Origin of the sequence: Streptomyces sp. NPDC058371, from assembly GCF_042723265.1 — a bacterium.
Taxonomy (GTDB): Bacteria; Actinomycetota; Actinomycetes; order Streptomycetales; family Streptomycetaceae; genus Streptomyces.
In genome coordinates, this window is sequence record NZ_JBHXJC010000009.1 from 302,178 (window position 1) to 327,518 (window position 25,341).

Below are 25,341 nucleotides of genomic sequence, written 5' to 3' on the forward strand. Positions count from 1 at the left end.
CGTTAGTACGCCTCGGCGACTGCTCTCCTGTGAACTTTCCTTATTCGACCGCTCGGTGAGGGATCGTGATCTAGAGGGCTTGCCCGTGGGGAAGCCGATCACCGATGCGAGTTGGCTATGCGGTCATACGATCGGAGTGTCTCAGCGGCTAGCTCGGAACTGTGGTCCAGCCCATGAAAGCCATGACAGGGCAGACGGGCCAGAAGCCGAGAGGGTCGCCAAGAGACCAAGACACGGTGCCTGCCCTCGTGCTGTCGCGCACGTCGTGAGCTTGTTTCGCTTTGACGGACACCATTGGTGTGGTGGTCAGGCTGCGAGTGCGGTCTCGTATTCGGCGGGACTGCGGTAGCCGAGGCTGCTGTGCAATCGGTGCAAGTTGTACCAGCCCTCGATGAAATCAAAGATCGCGGTGCGGGCGGCGGCCCTGCTCGGCCATGCGGTGGTGCCGAGCAGCTCGCGCTTGAGGGTGGCGAAGAAGGACTCGGCGAGCGCGTTGTCCCAGCACTGTCCGGTGCGGCCGACGGACAGGCGGACATCGAACTCCGTTGCCAGGGAGGCGAATTGCTGACTGGTGTACTGACAGCCCCGATCCGAGTGGAAGATCACCGGCCGGGTGGGACGTCGCTCGCGGCAGGCGGATGTGAGAGCGTCCGCGACCGGTTCGGTCCGCAGGTGGTCGGCGGTGGACCAGCCGACCACACGACGGAAGGCAATGTCGATGACGGTGGCCAGGTAGAGCCAGCCTTCGTCGGTCGCGACGTAGGTGATGTCACCGCACCAGCGGGTGTCCAGGCCGTCCGGGTCGGGAGCGAAGTTGCGCACGACGAGGTCAGGCCGGACGACGGCCCGCGGGTCGGGGATCGTCGTCAGCTGCCGTCGCCTGCGGTACCGGCCCTCCAGGCCCGCTGCCCGCATCAGTCTGGCGATGCGGCGCCGTCCGCAATCCACGCCCTCGCGTCGCAGGACGGCATGGACGCGCGGGACTCCGTAAGCTCCGCGTGATCGCTCGTGAACTGCGGTGATCTTCTCGGTCAACTCGGCATCACGGACCGCGTGCGGCCCTGGCCCGCCACTGCGGCGGGCGTAGAAGGCGGTTCGGGAGACCTGCAGCAGTTCACATGCACGCTTGACGCTGTGACCGCTCTGCTTCTCCGCCTCGATGAACGGGTGCACCGTCACCGGGTCTCCTTCGCGAAGAAAGCCGTGGCCCGCTTGAGGACCTCCACGTCCTCCCGCAGTCGGCGGTTCTCCCGTCGCAGCGTGGCCAGTTCCTCGCGTTCGCTGCTGGTCAGGCCGTAGCGTTCGCCCGCGTCGGTCTCGGCCTGGCTGACCCACAGCCGCACCGCGGTCTCGGTCAGGTCGAAGTCCTTGGCGATCTGGCCGACCGAGCGGTCACCACGTCGGCAGAGCTCGACGATCTCGGCCTTGAACTCCGGCGTGAACGAACGGCGAGGCCGAGGCTTCTTCTTCCCCATGCTCTCCATGATGGACATCCTCCCGGGGACGAACCCCTAATCTCGGATGTCCGTCAAAGCGGATCAAGCCCAGTTTGCCGATTGAAGCCATCGCGCGGGTGGTTGGCCACAGCAGCAACACCACGGAGCGGGTCTACCGAAAGCAGCTTCGTCCCGTGATCTCTGAGGGGGCGGAAGCGATGGATGAGATCTTTCCGAGGGAGCCGACAGACGACGCCCAGAAGGTGCCCGAGTCGCCGTAACTTCCTGCCGTGGCTCCCTTGCTGGCTCCCTGCGCTCGGCGTGACACGCAAGCGCGCCCGCTGACCTGCAACGATGGGCGAACGAGGGCCCTTGCGGGCTTATGGTGCGGTTAAGGGACCGCTAACCGAGGGCTCAGGAAGGAGGGCCCTGCCGGGGACTCGGCCTCGGCCGCGGTGGCCGGGGGAGCCGTGCATAGGCTGCCGGGCATGACAGATGCCTCGATCGACCCAGGGGCCCATGAGGGCCGTGAGATCCGCCCGGCCGTCGCCTCGGACGTCGCTGCCGTGAAGGCGGTGACCGATGCGGCGTACCGCCACTACATCGAGCGCATCGGGGTGGTGCCGCAGCCGATGGAGGCGGACCACGCGGCGAACGTGGCGGCGGGGCGGGTGTTCGTCACGGAGGAGCCGGGGATGCCGGGGGAACCGGCGGAGTCCTCCGGGCCCGGGGAGCCGGCGGGGGCCGTGGTCGGGCTCGTGGTGCTCGAGCCGCACGAGGACCATCTGTTCCTCGACAGCATCGCCGTGCACCCCGACGCCCACGGGAAGGGCGTCGGGAGCCGGCTGCTCACCTTCGTGGAGGCACACGCGCGTGCGCTCGGTCTGCGGGAGGTCAGGCTTTATACGAACGCCATGATGTGGGAGAACCAGAAGATCTATCCGAAGTACGGATACGAAGTCGTGGAGCGCCGTGTCGAGGGTCCGTACGACCGCATCCACTACCGGAAGCGGCTGCGCTGAGGCTTACTCGTCGGTCGTCGAGGTTCGTCGGGTGATCGGGCGGTGGAACGGTGGGGCAGCTGGGCCGCCGGAAGTCCGGCGGCGCGGATCAGCCGTCCGGCCACCAGGTGCGTTGGATGTCCTTTCGGACCTCCGGACGCTCCACCGGACGTTCGTCGGCCTCGTCCCGCACACGTCGGGCGTCCGACCTCTTCAGGGGCTTCTGCATGGTCACACGGCGCATGGCTGCCTCCTTGTGCCTACCGAGTTCCGTGATGCCACGGAGGTAGACCCTTTCCGGGAGCGTTCCTCATCGGTCGCGATCTGTCAGTGGCGGCGGTCACTTCGACTGTCAGTGGCGGGTGTCACCCTGGCGACATGGCCAGTGACAGCAGCATGACCAATGACAGCGGCGGCAAACATGTCCAGTGAAAACCGTGATGCGTGGGCGGACGTCAACTGGGAAGCGGAGTCTGCCTCGTTCGACGAAGAGCCCGACCACGGGCTGCGGGATCCCGTGGTGCGCGAGGCCTGGGCGGCCCGTATGCGCGCCTGGTTGCCCGAGCGGTCCTCCGATGCCCTCGACCTGGGCTGCGGCACCGGCAGCCTGTCACTCCTCGCGTCCGAGCGGGGGCACCGGGTCACCGGCGTCGACCTCTCCCCGGCCATGATCGGCCTCGCCCGCGCGAAGCTGGCCGGCCGTGACGCGGTGTTCCTGGTCGGTGACGCGGCGGCTCCGCCGGTCGGCGAGGAGCGGTTCGACGTGGTCCTGGTCCGCCACGTCCTGTGGACCCTGCCCGACCCCGGCCGCGTCCTGCGCCACTGGCGCGGGCTCCTGCGCCCCGGCGGACGACTGGTGCTCGTCGAGGGCGTGTGGGGGACGGTGAGCCCCGTGGGCATACCGTCCGACCGACTGGCCGAACTGCTCGCGCCCCTCGCGGACGACGTACGCACGGAGCGGCTGTCGGACGACGCCCGGTTGTGGGGGAGAGAGGTCGAGGACGAGCGGTACGTGGTCGTGGCGCGGCCTTGAGGGGCCCGTCCGGCTCCCGCCCGTCGACCCGCGCCCCCGTCTGCGCGCCTGCTGTGTTCCCGGGGACCCGGACCCGTCGGACCCGTCGGACCCGTCGGACCGTCGGGCCGCGACTGCTCGGTGACCGGGCCGTTCGGCAGGTCCTAGGTCTCCGCGAAGAGCGTTGCGAAGTCGCCCTCGTGGGCCAGGCGTTCCAGGTCGTCGAGGGCGGACTCGGCGGCGGCCGCGGCCCGCGGATCCGTGGTGGCCAGGCCGCTCGCCGCGAACTCGTCCTCGTCGAGGCGGAGTACGGCCGTGCCGTCGGCGGAGCGCCACAGGTCCAGGTCGAGATCCTCGACGACCAGCTCGCCGGCGGAGAGGACGGCCGGCCGGGTGATGTCGCAGTACCAGCCCTTCAGTACGCCACCGGCGTCCCGGACCTCCTTCACCGCGTACCAGCGGTCCCGCCAGTAGTACTCGGTGAACACATCGCCCGGTTCGAACCGTACGAAGCCGAAGTCGCGCACGCCGTCGCCCGCCCACGGTGCGCGCACGGTGACACGGGTGCCGTCGTCCTGGAGCAGCTCGGCCGGGTAACGGATCTTGATCCGGCCGGCCTTGACGAGGACGACCTCCACCCGGCCCCCGGACGCGGGGGAGTTCGCGCCGGCCCGGCCCACGCCAGCCGGGTTCAGGTCAGGCGAGTTCGCGTCAGACGGGTTCACGTCAGCCGAGTTCGCGGACATGCCGCACCTCCGTCGCGCAGATGTCGTAGCCGAACCACTTGTTGATCGCCATCATCGGCCCGTTGCCGCTGTCGTTGCCGGTGAACGCCTCGGTGAGGCCGGCGGCGCGGGCGCGGTGCAGGGAGTCGTTCTTGGCTAGCTTGGCGAGGCCGCGGCCGCGGAAGGCCCGGCCGGTGCCGGTCATCACGGTGCCGTAGCGGCGGCCGCCGTCGGTGCGGGCCGCGCTGAACGCGGCGGGGCGGCCGTCGACGACCGCGACGGACGTCAGCTCGTGACTGAGCAGCGGGTGGCGCCACGTCTCCTCGAGCCAGTTGTCGTAGTCGGTGAACTCATGGGCGATGTCGCCGGGTTCGTCGGCCATCGTCTCCGCGTCCAGGTCGAAGAGCGGGCGCGGGTCGGCGGCGAAGTCCGCGGCCGTACGCAGTTCGACGCCGGGCGGGGGCTCCTGGAGCGGCGGCAGGGTGCCGTGGGCCAGGTCCAGGCGCAGGAAGTGCGCCGAGCGGCTCGTGCGATAGCCGCGCCGTTCGGCGAAGGCGCGGTTCCCGGGCGCGTCCAGGACCCAGGCGAACAGCTTCGTCACGCCCAGGGCCGTCAGATACTCCTCGGCGGCGCGCACCAGCGCCGAGCCCGCGCCGCGCCCCGTGCGGTCCGGGCGCACGTACACGTTGAGGAAGCCCTGGCCGGGCTCCGGGCTGTCGTACGCGACGCCGATCTGCGCCGTGCCGACCGGTTCGCCGTTCCGCTCGGCGACCAGGGAGCGGTTGCGCCCGTCGGGGTGGGCGTGCGTGATGTCGTACGCGACTGACTCGGGGGTGGACAGCATGTAGGGAAGGGCAAGGCTCCGGATCCGGGCGAAGCCCTCGGCATCTTTCCGGTCAGCGGGACGGAGGTCACGAACGATCACAGTCATGGGATCGGACGCTATGTGGGAGGCGGGCGCGGATGCCTCCCATTTTCCGCCGCGGGACGGTCGGTTCGTGCGCGTGAGCCGTCACCCCGCGGCGGTGCCCGCACAGTCGGGCTGTGTACGCGGGCCATCCCCCCGCGTCGGGCGCCCGGTCCCCGTTCCGTGCGGGACAATCACCCCGTGACCCTGAAGATCCATATCGATGCGGGAGCCGCGCCGTACGAGCAGGTGCGTGCCCAGATCTCCGAGCAGGCCAGGTCGGGCGCGCTGCCCGTCGGCTACAAGCTGCCCACCGTGCGGGGCCTCGCCGAGTCGCTCGGGCTCGCGGCCAACACGGTCGCCAAGGCGTACCGGGCCCTGGAGGCGGACGGGGTGATCGAGACGCGGGGCCGCAACGGCACCTTCGTGGCCGCCGCCGGCTCGGCCGCCGAGCGCGAGGCGGCGACGGCGGCGCAGGCCTACGCCGACCGGGTCCGACGGCTCGGCCTCGCTGAGGACGTCGCCCTCGCCGCCGCCCGGGACGCCCTCCGCGCGGCCTACGGCGACCGGGGCTGACCAGACGGTCGCCCTCCGACCGCCGGGCGTCACGCGCCCCGCAGCCCCTGGGGCTGCTGACCCGGCAGCCCCGCCCCCCGGATGGTCCTACGGCGTCCGTGCCCGCGCAGTGCGCGTCGGCACAGGAGGCAGACCCCGCGGCGTGCGCGTGACGGTCAGCCCCGCTGCTGTCGCGACGCGGGCGAACACCACCGCGTCCAGGACCGCCGCGGCGTCGGGGTCGTTGTTGAAGTACGCGTACACCTCGTGATCGTCGGCCCAGGTGTCCGCGATGCGCCGGGTCCAGGTCAGCAGGGACTGCCGGCCGTAGTGCGGCCGGCGCCGCGCGCGTCCGGAGTGGAAACGCACGTAGCCCCAGTCGGTGGTCCGCCACAGCGGGGCCACCGGCCGGGCCAGGACGTCGGCCCAGCAGAGCGCGGCGCCCCGCCGCTCCAGCACCTCGCGCACCGCCGGCGTCCACCAGGAGTCGTGGCGCGGTTCGACGGCGACCCGGGTGCCGGCCGGAAAACAGCCGAGGCAGTCGTCGAGCAGACCGGGGTCGGCGCGCAGCGTGGGCGGGAGCTGGAGCAGCACCGGCCCGAGCCGGTCGCCGAGGCCGGCGGCGTGGTTCATCAGCCGGTGCACCGGCTCCTCGGGCTCGCGCAACCGCTTGATGTGGGTGAGATAGCGGCTCGCTTTGACGGCGACGACGAAGTCAGGGGGCGTGCGCTCCCGCCAGCCCTCGAAGGTCTCCCGCGACGGCAGCCGGTAGAAGGCGTTGTTGATCTCGACCGTCGCGAACCGCGCCGCGTACTCCTCCAGCCAGAGCCGCACGGGCACCCCCGCCGGATAGAGAACGTCACGCCAGTCCTTGTACTGCCACCCCGATGTGCCGACGAACAGGGTCATATGTCCATCAAAGCACCGGACGGTGTGCTGGGGGCTACGGGTACCGGGCGCCCCGGGAACAACAGGTACGGGTGCCCCGGCCTACAGGTAAAGCCCCGCGTCCGCCCCCTCGCGCTGGTCCGGTACCGACGTCGGCGACGTCCCCCGGCGCAGCGCGTACAGCTCGGCCAGGGTGGCGCCCTCGCGGCCGACGCCCTCCTCCGTGCCCAGCCAGCTCACCGCCTCCCGGCGGGTCAGCGCGCCGATCTCGATACGGGCCAGGCAGCGGCCGGGGCGGACGACGGCGGGGTGGAGGCGCTCCAGGTCCTCGTTCGTCGTGACGCCGACCAGCACGTTGCGGCCCTGGCCGAGCAGACCGTCGGTCAGATTGAGCAGCCGCGACAGGGCCTGTCCGGCGGTGTGCTTCGCCTCGCCGCGGATCAGCTCGTCGCAGTCCTCGAGGAGGAGCAGCCGCCAGCGGCCCTTCCCCGTGCCGTCCTCCTCGCCGATCGCGATGTCCATCAGATAGCCGACGTCGGAGAAGAGCCGCTCCGGGTCGAGGACGCAGTCCACCTGGCACCAGTCGCGCCAGGACCTGGCCAGCGTCCGCAGGGCCGACGTCTTGCCCGTGCCCGGCGGCCCGTGCAGCAGGAGCAGCCGGCCGGCGATGTCCTCCGGCGTCGTCTTCATCAGGCCGTCCATCGCGTCCGCCACCGGTGCCGTGTAGTTGGGGCGGACCTCCTCCCACGTACCCGCCGAGATCTGGCGGGTGGTGCGGTGCGGGCCGCGGCGCGGGGAGACGTACCAGAAGCCCATCGTCACATTGTCCGGCTGCGGCTCGGGTTCGTCGGCCGCACCGTGGGTGGCCTGGTCGAGGACCTTCTCCGCCAGCTCGGCGCTGGTGGCGGTGACCGTGACGTCGGCGCCGCGGTTCCAGCGGGACACGAGGAGTGTCCAGCCGTCGCCCTCGGCGAGGGTCGCGCTGCGGTCGTCGTCGCGGGCGGAGCGCAGCACACGGGCGCCGGGCGGGAGCAGCGTGGCCCCGGACCGGACGCGGTCGATGTTGGCCGCGTGCGAGTGAGGTTGCTCGCCCGTCGCGAAGCGGCCGAGGAACAGCGCGTCGACGACATCGGACGGGGAGTCGCTGTCGTCGACGTTGAGCCGGATCGGCAGAGCGTCGTGTGGGTTCGCAGACATGCCGCCATGATCCGTCACGCAGGGTCTCCGTGCACCCGGTTTCCGCAGTGCGTCGCGAGTGTCGTCCGTGTCCGGAGCATCCGGTGCGTCCCCTCCGCCCTGTTACAGGGCTGTGGTCTTACGAGTCCTGTTCGCTGCTCGATCCGCGCCGTTACTGTTGCCCATGATGGGACGTCATGAGTGGAATTCGGGGGCACGGCGGTGGCGGTTCACCGCACTGCTCGGCGTGGGAGTGGCCGCGCTGGCCCTGCTGGTGACGCTGCTCAACACGCTGCCCTCGGACGGCGACAACACCGCGGGCACGTCCCGGGACGGGGACAAGGTGCACGGCACACCCGCCGTCCCGTCCGGCGCGGCGGCTCCCGAGGTGGGCTGGGGTTTCACGCACACCCAGTACAGCGCCGACCACGGCCCCGGCGCCGCCACCGAGCGCGTCCAGGGCTTGCTCGCCCAGCAGCCGCTGCCCCAGATCCAGCACATCATGGGCTGGGGCGCGGGCAACCCCGAGCCGGTCAAGGGACGCTACGACTTCGAGGAGATGGACCGCCGGATCGACTTCATCCGCAAGTCCGGCGGACCGCCCGTCGTCACCCTGTGCTGCTCCCCGGACTGGATGAAGGGGGGCAAGTCCGGCGCGGGCAACACCGACTGGAGCCAGACCGCGCTGGAGACCGCCCCGGACCGCGCCCACTACAAGGACTTCGCCGCGCTCGCCGCGACCGTCGCCAAGCGCTACCCGGATGTGCGCCATTTCATCGTCTGGAACGAGTTCAAGGGTTTCTGGAACGACTCCGAGGCCCGCTGGGACTACGAGGGCTACACGGAGCTCTACAACCTGGTCTACAAGGCGCTCAAGAAGGTCGACAAGGACATCATGGTCGGCGGGCCCTATCTCGTCATGGACAGCCTCGACCCGCGGCAGACCGACAACGCCTCGCCGACCGTGAAGGGCGCCTGGGGCACCATGGACCAGCGGGTCCTGGACGCCTTCGCCTACTGGAACAAGCACAAGGCGGGCGCCGACTTCGTCGTCGTCGACGGCTCCAGCTACACCAAGGACGACGATCTGCTGCCCGACGAGTTCGGGGCCACCGCGAAGCTCACGGCCGTCGGGAAGTGGGTGCGCGAGCAGACCCACGACCTGCCGCTGTGGTGGGCGGAGTACTACGTCGAGCCGGCCGACGGCAACGACGAACGCCAGGGCTGGTCCGAGACCCACCGCGTCGCCGTGCAGGCCTCCGGCATGATCGCGATGACCCGCGGTGGCGCCTCCTCCGGCTTCTACTGGAATCCGGAGAAGGAGCAGGGTTCAGGCTGCGCCGGCTGTCTGTGGACCCCGACCGACCGGGCGGCCGGGGGCGGCGAACTGCCCATGCTCGGCCTCATCTCCCGCTTCGGCCGGGAATTCCCGCCCGGCACCCCCTACGAGACGGTCTCCGTCGCCGCGGACGACCGGCCCAACGTCCGGGTTCTCGCCGACGACAAGACCGTTCTCGTGGTCAACACGCTGGACCGGTCCATCAGCGCGAAGATCGACGGCAAGCGCTTCGAGATGGCCGCCTACGAGGTGAAGTGGCTCAGCCGGTAAGCCACTTCACCCAGTCACAGGCCGTCCGGCTCCCGAACCGGCTTCCTGCTCGGGCGCCGTACCCTCGTGCGGCGGCTACTTCATCGTCATGAACCGCTGGACCAGCGAGGCGAGCAGCACGGCGAGCAGGGGCAGCGAGAACCAGAAGCTGCTCTGCAGCCACTGCAGCTGCCGGACGCCCGGCCGCACCGCGACCCGTACGATCTCCCGCGCTGTCAGCATGAGGACGAGCGCGATCGCCGCGAACCCTCCGACGACCGACCACGGCGTCCACGTCACCTGCGGTCCGATCGCTCCCGGCTCCGCCTTCGGGACCTTGCCCGCGGGCTGCTTGCGCAGTGTGTACATGGTGACGTCGTCGTTGACGAGGACCTTCTTCAGCTCCTGGCGGCCGTCGAGGTTGTGGATCAGCCGTGAGTCCCAGGCCGCCGAGTAGCCCACGTCCATCTGGAGATAGACCACCTGGCTGCGGTTGACCATCAGATACGAGTTCGGGCCGGCGTCCTTGAGCGCCTTGACGAGCCCGGACACCAGGACCGGGTCGGCGGGCGCGAGCGTCGGCACGTACTCCACCTTTTCCATGTCCCGCGCGCCCCACGGCATCGCCGGCGTGACGTTGTCCAGGGTGTCGTTGCTCAGCCACAGCAGCCGTACGGTCGGATCGTCGTGGGCGTACACGTAGTCCATGGCCGTGACCTCGCCCGGCCTGATCCGCTCGAAGGGCTCGTTGCCCCAACGGGCCACCAGGAAGCCGCCCATGAGGACCAGCCCCGCCATGAGCGCGGCCAGTGGCGCGAGGCTCACCCGGTCCTTCTCCCGCTCCTTCGCGTTGACGCCGGTGCGCGGGAAGAGGGCGAGTCCGGCGAGCAGGGCCGCGCCGGGCAGCGCGAACATGAAGACGCGCAGGGCCATTTCGCCGCCGTACGACTGCATGCCGAAGCCCAGGAAGGGGACGAAGGTCAGGACGAGCAGGGACCGCTCGCGGTACTTGTGGTCCCGGCGGCGCCACCAGCCCCAGCAGGCGAAGGCCATCACGCCGCCCGCGAGCAGCACACGCGCGTAGAGGACGAGTTTGTGGGTCGAACTGCCGCCCTGGATACGTCCGGAGACGGAGGTCGACACATTGCTGCCGACCCCGCCGACCCCGCCGAAGAGGTCGTCGAAGTGCCCGGACCAGTACGGCTCCGCCATGAAGCCGATCCAGACGGCGACGACGACCGCGAACAGGATGGGCAGACCGCGCAGTTCGGAGCGGCCGACCAGGACGAGGACCGCGAGCACGCCCAGCATCACGAACGGGGTGAGCTGGTGGGCCGGGACGGTCGCCGCGAACAGCCCGATCAGGACCATCAGCAGGACGGCCCGCTGCCGGCGGTCGGTCGGCTCGACCTCGGCCTCGCCGGGACGCGCCTTCGTCCACAGCACGCGGGGCGCCCGGAACCACACCAACAGGATGGCCACGAAGGCCAGATAGAGCAGATAGGTGAAGCCCTGCGGTGAGAAGTAGTCCTGGCCGACCCAGCCGCTGAGTACGAAGATCCAGATCCCGGTCCACTTGGCGCGCCAGCCCGCCCGCATCGAGCGCACCAGCAGGAACATCGGTGCCAGATAAAGGAGTTGAATGGCCAGCGGCCACCAGCGGATCACCTCGGTGAGGTCGGTGACACCGCAGGCCTTCACGATGAACGCGGCCACCGCGAAGAAGCCCGGCCAGCTCCAGCGCGCGTCGAGGTCGGGCACGGCCGAGCCGGTCCGGTCGATGTAGTCCAGGAAGCCCAGGTGCTGCCAGGCTGTCGCGAACCGCGGCTCGGTCTCGATCACGGCGGGCAGCGCGTGCAGCGACACCACGGTCGCCAGCAGTACGACCAGCAACAGGGCCTTGTGCTCGCCCTTCAGCCACAGCAGCGAGGCGAACACCACGATGAGCAGGGCGGCGCCGACCAGGGTGGTCAGGGGCAGTACGGAGATGAGCCCGAGCCCGCCCATCCGGTCGAGGTCGGCCTCGCCGAGCCGCAGCACCGGCACCCAGTAGAGCAGCAGCGCGACGGTCAGCAGACCACCGAGGGCGAGACCGGGCCGGGTGGGATGCGCCAGCCGCTCCCGCAGCGACGGCGGCGACGGCGGCGAGGTCGACAAGTGAGGTGGCGGAGCCGGCTCCTGGGGCTCAGCGAACTCCTGGTGCTCCTGAGGCTTCAGGGACTCCGGAGGCTCCGGGGGCCCCGACGGCTCGCGAGACTCCGCGTCCGCCTCGATCACTTCCGCCGGCCCCAGCGAGGCCTCCGAACCGGGCTCCCTGGCCTCCACCGGCAGCCCCACCTGCTCCCGGGGCAGTACCCCGTCCGCCCCGGGGGACTTGACGGCCCAGGTCGGCCGGTGGTCGGCGCGCACCCGGGGCGTTCCGGTGGGCGGTGTGCCGGGACCCGGCCGTACGTCCGGCCTGCGTTCCAGGTGGTCGATGTCGACGTGGACGCCGAGCGCGAGGGTGTCCGAGTCCAGCGCCCAGGCGGGGCCGCGCCTCGGCCGGGACGCCGTCGTGGACGACTCGCGTGCGCCCAGGTCGGCGAGGTCGCCGTCCGGTGCCGCGTCCTCGGGCGGAGCCGTGGCCGGCGCGGCCCGCACGATCTTGTACAGCTTGGGTGCCGCGATCGCCACGATCAACGTGAGGCTGCAGATCTCCGCGACACCCGCGCCGGTCAGGCCCATACGGGGCAGCAGGATCACCGTCAGCCCGAGCACCAGGGCGCACAGCAGGCCCTGGAGATAGGCGAGTCCTGCGGTGCGGCTCTGGGCGCGCAGGACGGCGAAGTACGTCTCCATGACGACCCGCAGCACCGCGCCGACGGCGAACCAGCGCAACAGCGGGGTGGCCGCGTCCGCGTAGCCCTGGCCGAAGACATGCAGGATGAACGGCGCTCCGAGGAAGAGCAGCCCGCACACCGGAATCATGATCCGCGCCATCCGGCGCAGCGCGGCCCGGGTGTTCGCGGCGAGCCGTGCCGGGTCGTGCGAACCCTCGACGGTCAGCGAGGCGCCCATGTTGATGGCGAGCAGGTTGACCGTGCCGCCGATGGTCGTGGTGATGTAGAAGTACGCATTGTCGGTGGAGCTGACCTGCGAGGCGACGATCACCGGCACGAGATAGACCACGGCCAGCGAGAACAGGGAGCCGGTGTAGTCGCCCGCGAGGAAGCGCCCGATCTCCTTGAGCGTCGGCGGAGTCGTACGGTCCGCCGTCGCCTTCGCATGCCGGGGCGCCAGGCGCCGGAAGACCAGCCAGCCCAGCGGGACCACGGACATGGCGATCGCCAGGACCCACGAGACGAAGACGCCGCTCGTGGGGATGGCGGCGGCGAGGCCGATGAGCAGCACCAGCTTCACCGCGGAGAACACGGTGTTGCCCACCGGCACCCACAAGGCGTTGCGCAGCCCGGTCAGTACACCGTCCTGGAGCGTCAGCACCGACCAGGCGATCACCGCGAGGATGAACCCGAGCCCGTTGAGCGGCCCGTGCAGGAAGCGGTACGACGGCCCCCACACGTTCAGGGTGAGGAGGAAGACGACCGCGGCCAGCGCGACGACCGCCGAACTGCCCGCGTAGGTGCGGAAGATCAGCCGTCCGGTGGCGCGTCCCGCGACGGGGATGAAGCGGGCCAGAGCGCCCGTCAGCGTCACCGCGGTGATCCCCGCGAGGAGCTTCATCGCGGCGATCGCGGCGGAACCCTGGCCGACGGCGGACTCGGAGTAGTAGCGGGCCGCCACCAGCCAGTACCCGAGGCCGAGCACCGCGGAGATCCCGGTGTTGAGCATCAGGGCGTAGGCATTGCGGAAGAGCTGGCCGCCGCCCCCCGCGCCCTTGCCCAGACCGGGCAGGGGCAGCCGGAGACGACGCCTCGACTGCTGTTCGGGTGCCTCGGCGGTGGGCGTCGCGGCCTTGGCTGTGGTCGTGTCAGACACGGGAACTGATGGCCTTCCGGCGGACCTGTCGTGCTCTGCGGACCAGGGCGTATCCCTTGGTGAGGGCGCGTTCCCCGGCGAAGGTGCGGGCGATCGCGCGGCCCTCGACCAGCCGCTCGAACTCCTCGATTCCGGTGGTTCGGCGCACGGTGACCCGTTGCAGGGCGTACGGCCCCTGGCGGCGGCGGGCCAGCGCGTTGCCGACGGCGAGCGACTGGGCGAAGCCCGCCTCGCGCACCGCGTGCCGCACATGGCGGCTGGAGTAACCGTACGGGTAGGCGAACGAGGCCGGCCGCGCACCCAGTTCGTCGGCGATGATCTCCGTGCAGCGCAGCAGCTCGGTGCGGAGCACGTCGTCCGGGATCTGGTCGAGCTGCGGGTGCGTATGGCTGTGTCCGCCGATCTCGACCTGCTCGGCGGCGAGTTGGCGCACCTGGTCCCAGTCGAGCATGGTGTCGAGGCCGCCCCCGGTGTCGTGGGGGCCGCGCAGCCAGCCTGTGGAGACGAACAGCGTCGACGCGAAACCGTGCTTGGCGAGCACGGGCAGCGCGTGGCGGTGCACCCCCTCATAGCCGTCGTCGAAGGTGATGAGGACAGGGCGCGACGGCAGCGGCGGGAGGCTCGGAGTGCGCCAGGACGCGGCCAGGTGGGCCGTGCTGACCGGCGTGAGGCCGAGGTCCCCGATCAGCGCCATCTGATCCGCGAACGCCTCGGGGGCCACCGAAAGACCCCGGGTCGCCGCGTTCGGCGCGCTCGCGACGGAGTGGTACATGAGGATCGGGACGGGCGGCGTCATACGGCACCGCCCCCGGCCCGGACCGGCAGCCGGATGTCGTTCATCCCAGGGCCCCCTTGTCGCCCGGATACCCCTCGCTCTCCCCGACGGAGACCACCGAGAACACCGCGCCACCCCTGCGGGCCCGGACGCTGCCGAGCACGTACCCGCCCGCCGCGGTGAGAACCCCGGCGACGATCGCGCCCGCGCGGCCCGCGCCGCCGTGACGGGCGAGCAGGGCGTCGCGCACCCCGCGGGCCACTCCGGCGGGCAGGATCCGCGTCGCGTAGCGCCGCTCCGACTCGAGCCCCTTGCCCGCGCCCACACTGCGCGCGACGAGTGCCTTGGACAGTCCCTCGGCGTACGCGCGGGTGCGGAAGTACCCGAACCGCTCGCGCGCTTCGGGTACCCGGTGGTGGATGACCGCCCGGTCGTCGATCAGCAGGATCGCGTCCGGCCGGGCGGTCGAGAGCCGGATGCACAGCTCCGTCTCCTCGCAGCCCAGCGGGCGTTTGTCGCCGTCGCGGCCGATGCCGGTCGCGAAGCCGCCCGCCGCGTCGAACGCCGTGCGCCGGAACGAGGCGTTCCCGCCCAGCACGTTGCGCACCCGCACCCGGCCGGGCGGCAGACCCTTGTACGTGCAGCCCACCACCCAGTCGAACTCCTCGGGAAACCAGGCGGGCCGGCGGCCCGACGCCCAGATCGGCATCGTACGGCCGCCGACGGCCATGACCCGCGGATCCGCGTATCCCGCGGCGAAGTGCCGCAGCCAGTCCCGCTCGGCCACGGCGTCGTCGTCGAGGAACGCGATGATCTCGCCCCGGGAGGCCGCGATGCCGGTGTTGCGGCCCGCGGACAGGCCGCGGGGGCCCGCGTTGGCGAGCACCCGCACCCCGTCCGTCTCCTTGTACTCCGCGGCCAGCCGCTCCAGGAGCGTGGTGTTGTGGTCCACGACCAGGAGCGTCTCCAGGGCAGGCCGCGACTGCGCGCGCACCGAGGCGACCGCCGCGAGGATGTCCTCCCAGCGGTCCTCGGTGTACACGCAGACCACCACGGAGATGCCCGGCGTGCTCAAGACACCTCACCCCGGGCGGTGTTGAGCGCCGCCGCGTGCGATCTGCGCAGCGCGCGCCGGTTGTTGCGCTCCTTGAGGATCACGTTGAGGACCCGGAACCCGTCCCGCACGGCACGCAGATTGCTGGTGCCGTGGATCCGCAGATACTCGTGGCTCGGTATCTCCTGGACCTTGAGGCCGGCCTTGACCACCCGGATGTTCATCAGGGTCTCGACCTCGAAGCCGGTGCAGTCGAGGTCGATCTGGTCCAGGCAGTGCCGCCAGAACGCGTTGTATCCGTAGCACAGGTCGGTGTAGCGGGCGCCGAACTTCTTGTTGACCACTGTGCACAGGGCCCAGTTGCCGAACTTGCGGATCGGTGTCATGTCGTCCGTGCCGCCCCCGTTGGCGAACCGGGAGCCCTTGGCGAAGTCCGCGCCGGAGACGAGTGCGGAGACATAGGAGACGATCTCGTGGCCGTCGGCCGAGCCGTCCGCGTCGACCATCACGATGATGTCGCCGGTGCACGCCTCGAATCCGGTGATCAGGGCGTCGCCCTTGCCCTTCCCGCGCTGCTCGACGACCTTGACGTCGGGCCACAGCTCGCGGGCCACTTCGACCGTGTTGTCGGTGGAATTGCCGTCGACGAGAACCACTTCGTGAATCCATCCGGGAAGTGTCTTGAAGACGTACGGAAGATTCTCCGCCTCATTCATGGCGGGAATCACCACACTCACCGGCGGCGCAATGGCCAGGTGAGAGGAGATCGGCCGGTACTTGCTGGTTGTTGACGGATCTTGGCCCGAAAAGGCTGGGCGCAGGACTGAGCTCATGAGTCTGGTCCCTCTCGTCCGGTGGACCGCCCGCCCCACGGGCAGTCCGGCATGTGTCCGGTTCGAAAGGAGGGTTCTCACTTAAGGCATGCCGAAATTGATCTCCGTGCATGCCCGGGTGAGTTGGCAAATCTGGCCGTCCCGACATCGGAGTACGACATCGAGGACGGTCTCGCGGCACGACTCGGCACAAGTGTGGACACCGAGCACGGCACCCCCCTACCGCGCCCGCGCCGGAACCATCGCGGTCCCTGAGCCCTCCCCTGGAGCCGCTTGATGATGGACCGATGCGGGTGAGATGTACGACGGTATTGATGATTGTGTATGTATGGCAAGACCTGGAACGTGGCCTCACGTTTTTGTTGTTTTGGCCGTTACCTAAATCTTCGAGCGGATCTTCCCCATCCGTTTGAGAACTCTGTCGGCCGGATCGAAGAAATCCGGCCGGGACAGCACCGCATTGCGCAGTGCCCGGACCGGGGCGCGACGCGCCCGGTGTCCGACGGCAATCGGATGACGCCGTGTCACCCACCCTTCGGACACGGCGAGTTCGCGTGTCTTCAGGGAGTCCTTGTATTCCTTCTGTCCCCGGCCGAGATCCAGATAGGCGATGCCGTCGGCGGCGGCCGCCTCGGCCATCCGCAGATGCAGGATCAGTCCGGGGGAGTATTTGGCGAACGCGGGGTCGTACGCCGGGAACCAGCACGCCAGGACGCGCTCGCTGCGCAGCCCGAAGTGTGCGGCGACCGGCCTGCCGTCCGCGTACAGCACGGACAGGATCCCGGCGAACGGCTCGGAGCGGGTGTGGAAGAGCTGCTGCAGCAGCCGGCTGATCCAGGCGCGCGCGAAGCGGTCGCTGCGCCCGGTCCTGCGGTACTGGGCGGACTTCCACTCCATCAGCGCGCGCAGGGCCGCGGGGTCGCGTTCGTCGTGCACGTAACGCACCTCGTCCGAGTCCCGGGCGAGCTTGCGCTCCTTGGCGAGCGTGGTCCGGGTGAACTTCGGGGACCTGTCGCGCAGTCCGCTCAGATAGGTCTCGTAGCCCTGGTCGACGTCCATGACCGGGGACGGGAAGGTGCCGGAGGCTCCCGCCTCGAACGGCGTCTGGCCCTCCACCAGGTGGTCGAACTCCCACACGGCGAGCCCGCAGGCCCGCAGCAGCTCCTGGGCGTCCCAGTCGAAGCCGGGGCCGTGCACCAGCCCCTGGCAGTCCGAGAGGCCCAGACCGACGGCCCGGCCGACCCCCGTGGGGGTTCTCTGGAACGGGAAGAACGCGGTGGGCTCGCCGCCCTCGCGGACGACCGCGATCCGCACACCGCGTCTGCACCGGCCCATCGCGAGCGTGAACTCGGGGGACAGGAACGGGTTCGCCAGTTCGGGCGCGCCGTTCAGGTGGGCCTTCGACTGCAAGGCCGTCCAGGCCGTCCGGTCGGCGGCGCTCAGCTCGCCGGGGCGGTACACGCTGATGTCCACGTCAGGAGGCCCGTTCCCGTGCCGCGCGACGGCGCAGCCGCCGTACGGCCACCAGCAGGAGAACGACGGAGCTGAGCGCGGTCACCGCCGCGATCCCGCCGTGCATCGACCAGCGGTGCACGGCCAGCATCCCCTGGGCCACCAGCATGTTGACGGTGATCGCCCCGGCCACCGAGACCAGCACGCGGCCGAACGGTGCCAGCCCGCGCAGCGCGGCCGCGATGGCCACCGACGGCGCCGCGAGCAGGAAGAACAGCGTGAACGGGCCGCGCAGGGGTGAGTCCACGTCGGCCAGTGCGAGGACCGCGCCGACGCCCCCGATCGCTGTCGCGGCGCCCGCGAGCAGCGGCAACAGGTCCCTCTCCGGACGGGTTCGCGGTTGTTCCGCACCGTCTGTTGAAGGTGTCTTGATGCGTAAGGTCTGCATTGGCGACTTTGCCCCCCGAAGCGCCGGATGCCGGGCTTCAATGTCGCGCAGCGGGCGGGGGGCCGTCAAGGTGCGGAGGGCCGCCGCGCAAGTTCGGTTGTTCCTTCAAACAGGTGTTCCCCGGAGGCGTCGGCTGCCTCCGGGGAACTGTCCTTCGGATCAAACGTGTTCGAGACGCGGGCGCCTGGGGCGCGGTCGCGTTACGGGACGATCTTCAGGAGCTTGTTCGGCGAGCCGGTGCCCGGGCCGGAGACGACGTTGGAGGTGGCGCCGTTCACCAGGGCCGTGGAGACCTGCGCCGGGGTGGCGGAGGTGTGGCTCGCGAGATAGACGGCGGCCGCGCCCGCGACGTGCGGAGTGGCCATCGACGTACCGGAGAGCGTGGCCGTGGCGGTGTCGCTGGTGTTGTACCCGGCGAGGATCGAGGAGCCGGGGGCGAAGATGTCCAGGACCGAGCCGTAGTTGGAGTAGCTGGCCCGGGCGTCCGTGTTGGTGGTGGCGCCGACCGTGATCGCCGTGGCCACTCGGGCGGGTGAGTACGAGGAGGCGTTGGCGTTGCTGTTGCCCGCCGCGATCGCATAGGTCACGCCGCTCGCGATGGAGTTCGAGACGGCCGTGTCCAGCGTCGTGGAGGCGCCGCCGCCGAGCGACAGGTTGGCGACCGACGGACCCGAGTGGTTGTTGGTCACCCAGTCGATGCCCGCGATGACGCCCGCGGTGGTGCCGGAGCCGTTGTTGTCGAGCACGCGGACCGCCACGATCTTCGCCTTCTTGGCGACCCCGTAGGTCGAGCCCGCGATGGTGGTGGCCACATGGGTGCCGTGGCCGTTGCCGTCCGCGGCGGTGGTGTCGCCGTCGACGGCGTCGTAGCCGTACGTGGCCCGGCCGCTGATCTGGGTGTGCGTGATGCGGACGCCGGTGTCGATGACGTACGCCGTCACGCCGCTGCCCGCGGAGTCCGGGTAGGTGTACGTGCCGGACAGCGGAAGCGCGCTCTGGTCGATGCGGTCCAGGCCCCAGGGGGCGCTGGACTGCGTGGTGTCGGTCAGGTGCACCGTCTGGTTCTGCTCGACGGAGGCCACCGCCGGGTCGGCGGCGAGTCTCCTGGCCTCGGTGGCCGAGAGGCTGGCCGTGTAGCCGTTCAGCGCGGTGCTGAACGTCTTCTTCACCGAGCCGCCGTACTCGTTGATCAGGCCCTTGCCCCGGCTCGACGCGGCCTCGAAGCCGGCGGCCTTCTTGAGCGTGACGATGTAGCTGCCCTTGACGGCCGTGGGGGAGCCGGCGGCGAGCACCTTGCCCTCGGCCGGGGCCGCGGCCTGGGCGGGAAGTGCGGTGATCCCGCCCATGAGGGCGGCGGTCGCGACGGTGGTTATCGCGGCGATCCTGATCTTCTTGCTACGGAGCTGTGCCATTACGAGGGGGTCCTCCTCAAGGCGGCGCGCGCCGGGGTGGGGCGCGCGCTGTGTGGGGGTGCGCGGGTGATCGTGCGCACGGTCCGGAGCGTCGCGTTCCACCCAGGACCGAGTAAAGAGTCGGTCATCTGCGCTGGGTGCTCAAGGGAGTTGGGCCCTTGTCACGACCCTGTCATGGGCACGCAATCAAACGCATGGTGAACACACAGAGCGGGACCCCGTAAGTGCCGAAAAGTCTTGGCATGGACACTTCCTGTCAACACGCGTAGCTGGTACGAAAGTTATGGCAGAGATCCTGCTAAAGGGAGGTTCCATGAGACGTTCCCGAATTACGGCATACGTGACCTCACTTCTCCTCGCCGCCGGCTTCGCCCTCACCGGGGCAGCGACGGCGCAGGCGTCCCAGACCGCTGCGGCCACTGGGTATGTGGCCCTCGGCGACTCCTACTCGTCCGGTGTCGGCTCCGGCAGCTACATCAGCTCCAGCGGCGACTGCAAGCGCAGCACGAAGGCGTACCCCTACCTCTGGGCGGCCGCCCATTCACCCTCGTCGTTCGGCTTCACGGCTTGTTCCGGCGCTCGTACGGGTGATGTTGTGGCCAACCAGCTGGGTCCGCTCAGTTCCTCCACCGGCCTCGTCTCCCTCAGCGTCGGCGGCAACGACGCGGGCTTCTCCGACGTCATGACGACGTGTGTGCTCCAGTCGGAGAGCAACTGCCTGGCCCGCATCGCCACGGCCAAGGCGTACGTCGACTCCACGCTCCCCGGCAAGCTCGACACCGTCTACTCGGCGATCAGCGCGAAGGCCTCGTCGGCCCATGTGGTCGTCCTGGGCTATCCCCGCTTCTACCAGCTCAACGGCAACTGCGTGGCGGGGCTCTCGGAGACCGAGCGGTCCGCGATCAACGGCGCGGCCGACTACCTGGACAGCGCGATCGCCAAGCGTGCCGCCAACCACGGCTTCACGTTCGGCGATGTCAGGGGCACCTTCACCGGGCACGAGATCTGCTCCGCCGCATCGTGGCTGAACAGCGTCAACTGGCTGAACATCGGTGAGTCGTACCACCCGACCGCGTCGGGCCAGTCCGGCGGCTATCTGCCGGCCTTCACCAGCGGGGTCTGACCACTCTCAGGGAGAAGCGGAGGAGGAGGCCCCGCCTGTCGGGGTCTCCGTCTCGCATGTCACCGAGAACGGCACCCAGTTGGACTTCGTGTCCAGCGGACTGCGGACCTCCACGGCGATCTCGTTGTCGTAGATCCCGCCCGCGTCGTACGTCGTCACCACGACCGTCTTCTGCTTGGTCTTGCCGCCGCTCGCGGGGAACGACAGGGTCTTCCACCCCGGGTCGGACACCTCGCCCTTCTTCGTGACCCAGCGGTAGTCGACCTCCACCGGCACGACACCCACCGTGAACGTCGCCGTGAACGTGGGCGCCTGCGCCTCGGCCGGCGGGCAGCTCCCGGAGTAGTCGGTGTGCGCACCCGCGACCGTCACCTTCACGGACTGCTTCGGCGGGGTGGTCGTGGGGTCGTCACTCGGCTCGCTGCTGGGGGAGTTGCCGCCGACCGCGCCGTTGCTGCTGCCGCTCTCGGCGCCGGAACTCTCCGAACTTCCGCCGCCGGAGGCACTGTTGGGGCCTCCGCTGTTGGCCGCCCCCGGGTCGTCCCCGCCGCCGTCGCGGTTCATCAGGGCGTACGTCAGTCCGGCCAGGGCGAGCGCGAGGGCGAGGAGGCCCGCGATCACGACGAGGCCGGCGCGGCGGTTGCGTTCGGGCGGGGCGGTGTTGGTCGTGGTCGCCGTCGAGTACGGGCGCGCGGGTGTGACGGCGGGACCCGGCCGGGGTGGGGTCGGCGGCTCCTGCGGCAGTCCGGCGACCGTCGGTGCGTACGGCGCGGCGACCGGCGACGAGCCCGTACGGGGGGTGCCGCCGGCGCCGACCAGGCGCAGGTCGTGCTCGGCCTGCTCGGCCGGTGTGCGGTCCGCCGGGTCCTTGCGCAGCAGCCCTTCGATGACCGGGCCCAGCGGGCCCGCGCGGTGCGGCGGCGGCAGCTCCTCGTCGACGACGGCCCGCAGGGTGCTCAGCGGAGTGTCGTGCCGGAAGGGCGAGTTGCCCTCCACCGCCGCGTACAGCAGCACGCCCAGGGACCACAGGTCGGACTCCGGCCCCGGTGTGCGGCCCAGCGCCCGCTCGGGGGCGAGGAACTCCGGCGAGCCGATGACCTCGCCGGTCATGGTCAGCGCGGAACTGCCCTCGACCATGGCGATGCCGAAGTCGGTGAGGACGACCCGGCCGTCGTTCGACAGCAGCACGTTCGCCGGTTTCACGTCACGGTGCAGGACTCCGGCCGCGTGGGCGGAGCGCAGGGCCGAGAGCACCTCGGCCCCGATGTGCGCGGTGCGCTGCGGGGAGAGCGGACCCTCGGCGTCCAGCAGGTCGGAGAGGGAGAGACCGCGGATCAGCTCCATGACGATCCAGGGCCGGCCGTCCTCCGTCGCCACGTCGTAGACGGTCACGACATTGCGGTTGGCGACCCGGGCCGCGGCCCAGGCCTCCCGCTCCAGCCGGGCGTACATCCGCTCGACATCGCTCGACGGGATCCCCGCGGGGGCGCGCACCTCCTTGACCGCGACCTCGCGGTGCAGCACTTCGTCGCGGGCCCGCCAGACGGTGCCCATGCCCCCCTCACCCAAGGGGGACAGCAGCCGGTAGCGGCCCGCGATCACACGTTCACTGCCCGGTACTTCGGACACGGGCGTCCCCCATTTCGCATCCGCGTGATTTCTCCACAAAAGTAGCTCAGCCGAGTGCGGATGCGGCCCCCCTGAACACCAATCCAGCCCCAAGAGCTACGACCACGACCGCGGATCCCAGGGGCGCGGCCCTGCGCATCAGGGCCGCCATCGGGCCGCCCGTCCACCGCGGGCGCCCGGCCAGCAGCCGGGCCATGCCGCCGCCGAGCCGGACGACGGCGAACCCCGCCGCCGTGAGCGTCAGGGCCAGTCCGACGCCGTACGCCAGGACGAGCAGGAGACCGAACCACGCCTGTCCCAGGGCGGCGGCCCCCACCAGGACGACGACGGCGGACGGGCTGGGCACCAGTCCGCCCGCGAAGCCGAGCAGGAGCGTGCCGCGCAGGGTGGGGGAGGTGGGGTGGGTGTGGGTGAAGCCACCGTGCGAGTGCGCTCCGGCGGGCTCGGGGGCGCGGTCTTCGTGGTGCGCGTGGGCGTGACCGTGGTCGGGTGCGTGATCGTGGTCATGCCCGTGCGAGTGGTCGTGCGCGTCGGCGTGACTGTGCGCGTCCTCCGATCCGTGGGAGTGGGAGTGACCCGGCCCGTGGGAGTGTCCGTGCGGGTGGGCGCGGTGTCGCCAGGCCCGTCGTACGAGGGAGGCTCCCGCCAGCGTGACGAGGATGCCGCTCGCGAGACCCAGCCAGGCGATCACGGAGGGCGCGGCCGCCGAGCCGGCGGTGACGAGGAGGCCGAGCGCGACCACGCCGAGTGTGTGGGTGACCGTCACCGAGGCGGCGAGCGGCAGGACGTCACGGAGCGTCGCCCGTCCGCGCGCGGCGGCGGTCGCGGCCATCAGCGTCTTGCCGTGGCCCGGCGCGAGCGCGTGCAGCGCGCCCAGGCCGACGGCGATGACCAGGGCGAGCGCGGCGAAGCCGAGGGTGAGGTCATGGCGGGCCACCAGATCGTCGAGTGCCCGGGTCCAGCGGTCGGCGCCGCGCGGGAGCACGGAGGCGGCGGGTGCGTCGCGGTCCTCCTCGTCGAGGGCCGCTCCGCCCGGGCGGATCCGCAGGGACGCCGCCGCCGTGTCGGACGGCGACGACAGCAGCTCCTTCGGGTAGCTGGTCAGCCGCCGGGACACGGAGGTCCTGGGTACGTCCGAGGCGGTGAGCGTCATCCGGTCGCCACGCGCGGTGATCTCGCGCCAGCCGGGGCCCGAGTCGACGGCGGCGTGAAAGCGCACGGCTTCCGCGCCGTCGGAGAGCGGTGCCGTCAGCCGGCACTCCACCCGGAGTGTGTCGAGGCCCGCCTGCCCCGGTCGCACCCGCGCGAGGCTCGTGCCCACCGTGAGCGCGACGTCGTGTCCGGCGACGGTGACCCTGCTGTCCCGGGCCGCCGTCGCACAGCGCTGCCGGGCCCAACGCTCCATCCCCAGCCGCTTGATGTCGGGTCCGGCCTGCGTGGCGGGGATCTCCGCGAGGTCCTCCACATGGTCGACCCGCAGCCGGTCCGCGGCGGCCACGAGACCGTCGTACCGGTTGACGGTGAAGTTCCCGAGCGGGTGAGCGCTCGCCGTCCCGGAGGGGAGCAGCACGAGCGCACAGGTCCCGACGAGAACGGCCGCGCCGGAGGAGACGGCGCGTCGGAGCGTCGTGCGGAGGCTCACTTCGCCTCCTTGAGCGCCGTACGGGCCGCGCGGGCGCCCAGGGGGGAGAAGCCCGCGTTGAGATCGAGGGCCGCGGTCAGGGAGTCGCGGGCGTCCTCGGCGTGGCCCGTCGCGCGCTCGATCATCCCGCGGTGATAGAGGAAGGCCGCGTTGTGGTAGCCGGTGGCGGTGGCCCGGCGGGCGTACGGAAGGGCTTCGTCGTCGCGGCCGTTGACGTGCAGGGCCCAGGCGAGGGCGTCCGCGGTGTGCACGGTGCGGCGGCGGTCCCATTCGGCGCGGGCAGCCGTGAGCGCGGCCTTGTGGTCGCCGTGGTCGGCCGCGGCGAGCGCCGTGTCGAGGTCGGCGTTGACGCCGTTGGCGCGGGCCAGTGAGGTCCAGGCGTTGACGAGGGCGTACTGGTCACGGGCCTTCTGCCGGTCACCCTCCTTGTCGCGTGCCTCGTACAACTCACCCAGTTCCACGAGTGGCTGGGGCAGTGGGTAGCGGTCCACGAGCGCCTCCATGTCGCGGATCGCGGCGGCTCGGTCGCCCCGCGCGGCCTCGGCCCGGGCCCGTCCCTCCAGGGCGGGGAGGTAGGCGTCGTCGGCCGCCAGGGCCCGGGCGTAGTACGGCAGGGCCTTGCCGTACTCGCCCTGGTTCCAGGCGAGTTGACCGAGTGCCGTCGCCACGTAGGCCACGTCGCCGCGCGTGGTCGCGGTGGACAGGGCCTGTTCCAGGACGCGGCGGGCCGTCTTCACATCGCCGCGCAGCTCGCGCACGTACGCGTACCGGGTGAAGACCGGGACGCCCGGGCGCCGGGAGTCCGCCAGGTCGGCGGCCTTCGACGCCTCGTCGTAGCGGCCGAGTTCGACCAGGGCGTCGATCCGCGAGCACAACGCGCGTTCGCTGTACGGGTTCTGGGCAAGCGCCCTCTCGGCGAACTTCAGCGCCTCGGGGAACTGATGCCGGGCCGCGGCGAGGGCGGCGCGGCCGGCCAGCGCCGGGTCGTTGTCGGGACGCAGCTCGAGCGAGCGGTCCAGCGCGCGCTCGGCCTGCGGGTAGCGCGAGGGGTCGCCCTTCGTGCGGGCCTGCTCGACATAGGCCAGGCCCAGCGTCGCCCAGGACCCGAAGTCCTTCGGCTGGGCGCGGAGATGGGACTGCAGAGACCTGATGCTCGCGTCGATGTCGCCGCCGAGCACCTCGGGGGAGAGGCCGGCGGGCGCCGCCGCGACGGTGGTGGGCCCGCCGTCGTGCGCGCCGAGCACGACGGCGCCGGCGGTCAGGGCGACGGCCAGTGCTACGGCACACCCCGCGAGCTGCGCCGCCCGCCGACGCCGACCCGCCGCGCCCACGCGACGCACGGCCGCCACGCGTTCGTCGAGGGCCTCCGGGGCCGGAGCCTCGGCCGCCGCGACCGCCTCTGCCTCCTCGTCGTGCTTCTCGTCGTGCTTCTCGTCGTCCCTCTTGTCGTCCTCGGACGACACTTCTGCCGTTTCCGTCGTCCCGGCCTGTTCGGGCACGGCCTCCGCGGCGCGGGGCGTGGGCTCGGCCGTCGGGCCGTCGCCGCGTTCGCTCTCCGGCGCGCTCTCGTTCGTACGCGGGGACATGCCCTCTCCTCAAAGTCCAGGTCGGCAACGGTCGTTGTGGGGGTCCGGAGGCGGGGGGACGACCCTCGGGTGGGGGGGGGAGAGGGGGAGCGCGAGGAGCTGCGACCTGAGAGGGGCCCACGGC

Annotated in this window: 22 protein-coding genes; 5 read left to right on the top strand and 17 right to left on the bottom strand. The window is 71.0% G+C overall.

The window, feature by feature from the left end; translation table 11 throughout:
* Positions 1–306: 306 nt before the first annotated feature.
* Entirely contained in the window at positions 307–1,179 is an 873-nt protein-coding gene (locus ACFWM2_RS26015) for an IS3 family transposase (RefSeq protein WP_383284465.1), read from the bottom strand.
* Complete coding sequence (locus tag ACFWM2_RS26020) at positions 1,176–1,484, bottom strand: transposase (protein ID WP_383284468.1); 309 nt, start codon at positions 1,482–1,484, stop codon at positions 1,176–1,178. The genes ACFWM2_RS26015 and ACFWM2_RS26020 overlap by 4 nt, the downstream gene beginning before the upstream one ends.
* A 440-nt stretch (positions 1,485–1,924) precedes the next feature.
* Between ACFWM2_RS26020 and ACFWM2_RS26025 the strand changes: the two genes are divergently transcribed.
* Entirely contained in the window at positions 1,925–2,458 is a 534-nt protein-coding gene (locus tag ACFWM2_RS26025) for a GNAT family N-acetyltransferase (RefSeq protein WP_383284471.1), read from the top strand.
* Between the two features lie 88 nt (positions 2,459–2,546).
* Here ACFWM2_RS26025 and ACFWM2_RS26030 read toward each other — a convergent pair whose 3' ends face one another.
* Positions 2,547–2,681: a hypothetical protein gene (locus tag ACFWM2_RS26030; RefSeq protein WP_383284474.1), complete on the bottom strand. Its 135-nt coding sequence runs from the start codon at positions 2,679–2,681 to the stop codon at positions 2,547–2,549.
* Positions 2,682–2,858: 177 nt separating this feature from the next.
* On the opposite strand from ACFWM2_RS26030, the gene ACFWM2_RS26035 reads away from it, so the two are divergent.
* The gene (locus ACFWM2_RS26035; protein WP_383284477.1) at positions 2,859–3,470 is read left to right on the top strand and encodes a class I SAM-dependent methyltransferase; all 612 of its coding nucleotides are present in this window, start codon (positions 2,859–2,861) and stop codon (positions 3,468–3,470) included.
* Between the two features lie 143 nt (positions 3,471–3,613).
* Here the strand turns inward: ACFWM2_RS26035 and ACFWM2_RS26040 are convergent, their stop codons facing one another.
* Entirely contained in the window at positions 3,614–4,195 is a 582-nt protein-coding gene (locus ACFWM2_RS26040; RefSeq protein ID WP_383284479.1) for a DUF402 domain-containing protein, read from the bottom strand.
* Positions 4,176–5,105, bottom strand: coding sequence for a GNAT family N-acetyltransferase (locus tag ACFWM2_RS26045; RefSeq protein ID WP_383284482.1), 930 nt, complete (start codon positions 5,103–5,105; stop codon positions 4,176–4,178). The genes ACFWM2_RS26040 and ACFWM2_RS26045 overlap by 20 nt, the downstream gene beginning before the upstream one ends.
* Positions 5,106–5,282: 177 nt before the next feature.
* Between ACFWM2_RS26045 and ACFWM2_RS26050 the strand changes: the two genes are divergently transcribed.
* Positions 5,283–5,657: a GntR family transcriptional regulator gene (locus tag ACFWM2_RS26050; RefSeq protein ID WP_383284485.1), complete on the top strand. Its 375-nt coding sequence runs from the start codon at positions 5,283–5,285 to the stop codon at positions 5,655–5,657.
* An 87-nt stretch (positions 5,658–5,744) separates the two neighbouring features.
* Here the strand turns inward: ACFWM2_RS26050 and ACFWM2_RS26055 are convergent, their stop codons facing one another.
* Both ACFWM2_RS26055 and ACFWM2_RS26060 read right to left on the bottom strand, forming a co-directional pair.
* Positions 5,745–6,545: a DUF72 domain-containing protein gene (locus ACFWM2_RS26055; protein ID WP_383284488.1), complete on the bottom strand. Its 801-nt coding sequence runs from the start codon at positions 6,543–6,545 to the stop codon at positions 5,745–5,747.
* Between the two features lie 81 nt (positions 6,546–6,626).
* Entirely contained in the window at positions 6,627–7,721 is a 1,095-nt protein-coding gene (locus ACFWM2_RS26060; protein ID WP_383284491.1) for a DUF5925 domain-containing protein, read from the bottom strand.
* Positions 7,722–7,887: 166 nt separating this feature from the next.
* On the opposite strand from ACFWM2_RS26060, the gene ACFWM2_RS26065 reads away from it, so the two are divergent.
* The gene (locus ACFWM2_RS26065) at positions 7,888–9,309 is read left to right on the top strand and encodes a xylan 1,4-beta-xylosidase (RefSeq protein WP_383284610.1); all 1,422 of its coding nucleotides are present in this window, start codon (positions 7,888–7,890) and stop codon (positions 9,307–9,309) included.
* Between the two features lie 75 nt (positions 9,310–9,384).
* Here the strand turns inward: ACFWM2_RS26065 and ACFWM2_RS26070 are convergent, their stop codons facing one another.
* The 7 genes from ACFWM2_RS26070 to ACFWM2_RS26100 form a co-directional block, all read right to left on the bottom strand.
* Positions 9,385–13,263, bottom strand: a complete 3,879-nt coding sequence (locus ACFWM2_RS26070; protein WP_383284493.1) for a lipopolysaccharide biosynthesis protein — start codon at positions 13,261–13,263, stop codon at positions 9,385–9,387.
* Positions 13,256–14,059 carry a polysaccharide deacetylase family protein gene (locus ACFWM2_RS26075; protein WP_383284496.1) on the bottom strand — a complete coding sequence of 268 codons (804 nt, stop codon included), beginning with the start codon at positions 14,057–14,059 and terminating at the stop codon, positions 13,256–13,258. The genes ACFWM2_RS26070 and ACFWM2_RS26075 overlap by 8 nt, the downstream gene beginning before the upstream one ends.
* Positions 14,060–14,099: 40 nt before the next feature.
* Entirely contained in the window at positions 14,100–15,113 is a 1,014-nt protein-coding gene (locus ACFWM2_RS26080; RefSeq protein WP_383284499.1) for a glycosyltransferase family 2 protein, read from the bottom strand.
* Positions 15,110–15,925 (bottom strand): glycosyltransferase family 2 protein, encoded by an 816-nt coding sequence (locus ACFWM2_RS26085; protein WP_383284502.1) that lies wholly within the window; start codon positions 15,923–15,925, stop codon positions 15,110–15,112. Before ACFWM2_RS26085 ends, ACFWM2_RS26080 begins: the two co-directional genes overlap by 4 nt.
* Positions 15,926–16,303: 378 nt before the next feature.
* Entirely contained in the window at positions 16,304–17,398 is a 1,095-nt protein-coding gene (locus ACFWM2_RS26090; protein WP_383284505.1) for a GNAT family N-acetyltransferase, read from the bottom strand.
* A gap of 1 nt (position 17,399) precedes the next feature.
* Positions 17,400–17,750 (bottom strand): hypothetical protein, encoded by a 351-nt coding sequence (locus ACFWM2_RS26095; RefSeq protein WP_383284507.1) that lies wholly within the window; start codon positions 17,748–17,750, stop codon positions 17,400–17,402.
* 275 nt (positions 17,751–18,025) lie between these two features.
* A complete protein-coding gene (locus tag ACFWM2_RS26100) occupies positions 18,026–19,237 on the bottom strand; it encodes a S8 family peptidase (RefSeq protein ID WP_383284510.1) in 1,212 nt (403 codons plus the stop codon).
* 313 nt (positions 19,238–19,550) lie between these two features.
* Between ACFWM2_RS26100 and ACFWM2_RS26105 the strand changes: the two genes are divergently transcribed.
* Positions 19,551–20,360, top strand: a complete 810-nt coding sequence (locus ACFWM2_RS26105; RefSeq protein WP_383284513.1) for an SGNH/GDSL hydrolase family protein — start codon at positions 19,551–19,553, stop codon at positions 20,358–20,360.
* 6 nt (positions 20,361–20,366) lie between these two features.
* Here ACFWM2_RS26105 and ACFWM2_RS26110 read toward each other — a convergent pair whose 3' ends face one another.
* The 3 genes from ACFWM2_RS26110 to ACFWM2_RS26120 are packed head-to-tail and all read right to left on the bottom strand — an operon-like array spanning position 20,367 to position 25,217.
* A complete protein-coding gene (locus ACFWM2_RS26110) occupies positions 20,367–21,989 on the bottom strand; it encodes a serine/threonine-protein kinase (RefSeq protein WP_383284517.1) in 1,623 nt (540 codons plus the stop codon).
* 46 nt (positions 21,990–22,035) lie between these two features.
* Positions 22,036–23,631, bottom strand: coding sequence for a nickel transporter (locus ACFWM2_RS26115; RefSeq protein ID WP_383284520.1), 1,596 nt, complete (start codon positions 23,629–23,631; stop codon positions 22,036–22,038).
* Positions 23,628–25,217 (bottom strand): tetratricopeptide repeat protein, encoded by a 1,590-nt coding sequence (locus tag ACFWM2_RS26120; protein WP_383284523.1) that lies wholly within the window; start codon positions 25,215–25,217, stop codon positions 23,628–23,630. The genes ACFWM2_RS26115 and ACFWM2_RS26120 overlap by 4 nt, the downstream gene beginning before the upstream one ends.
* Positions 25,218–25,341 lie beyond the last annotated feature (124 nt).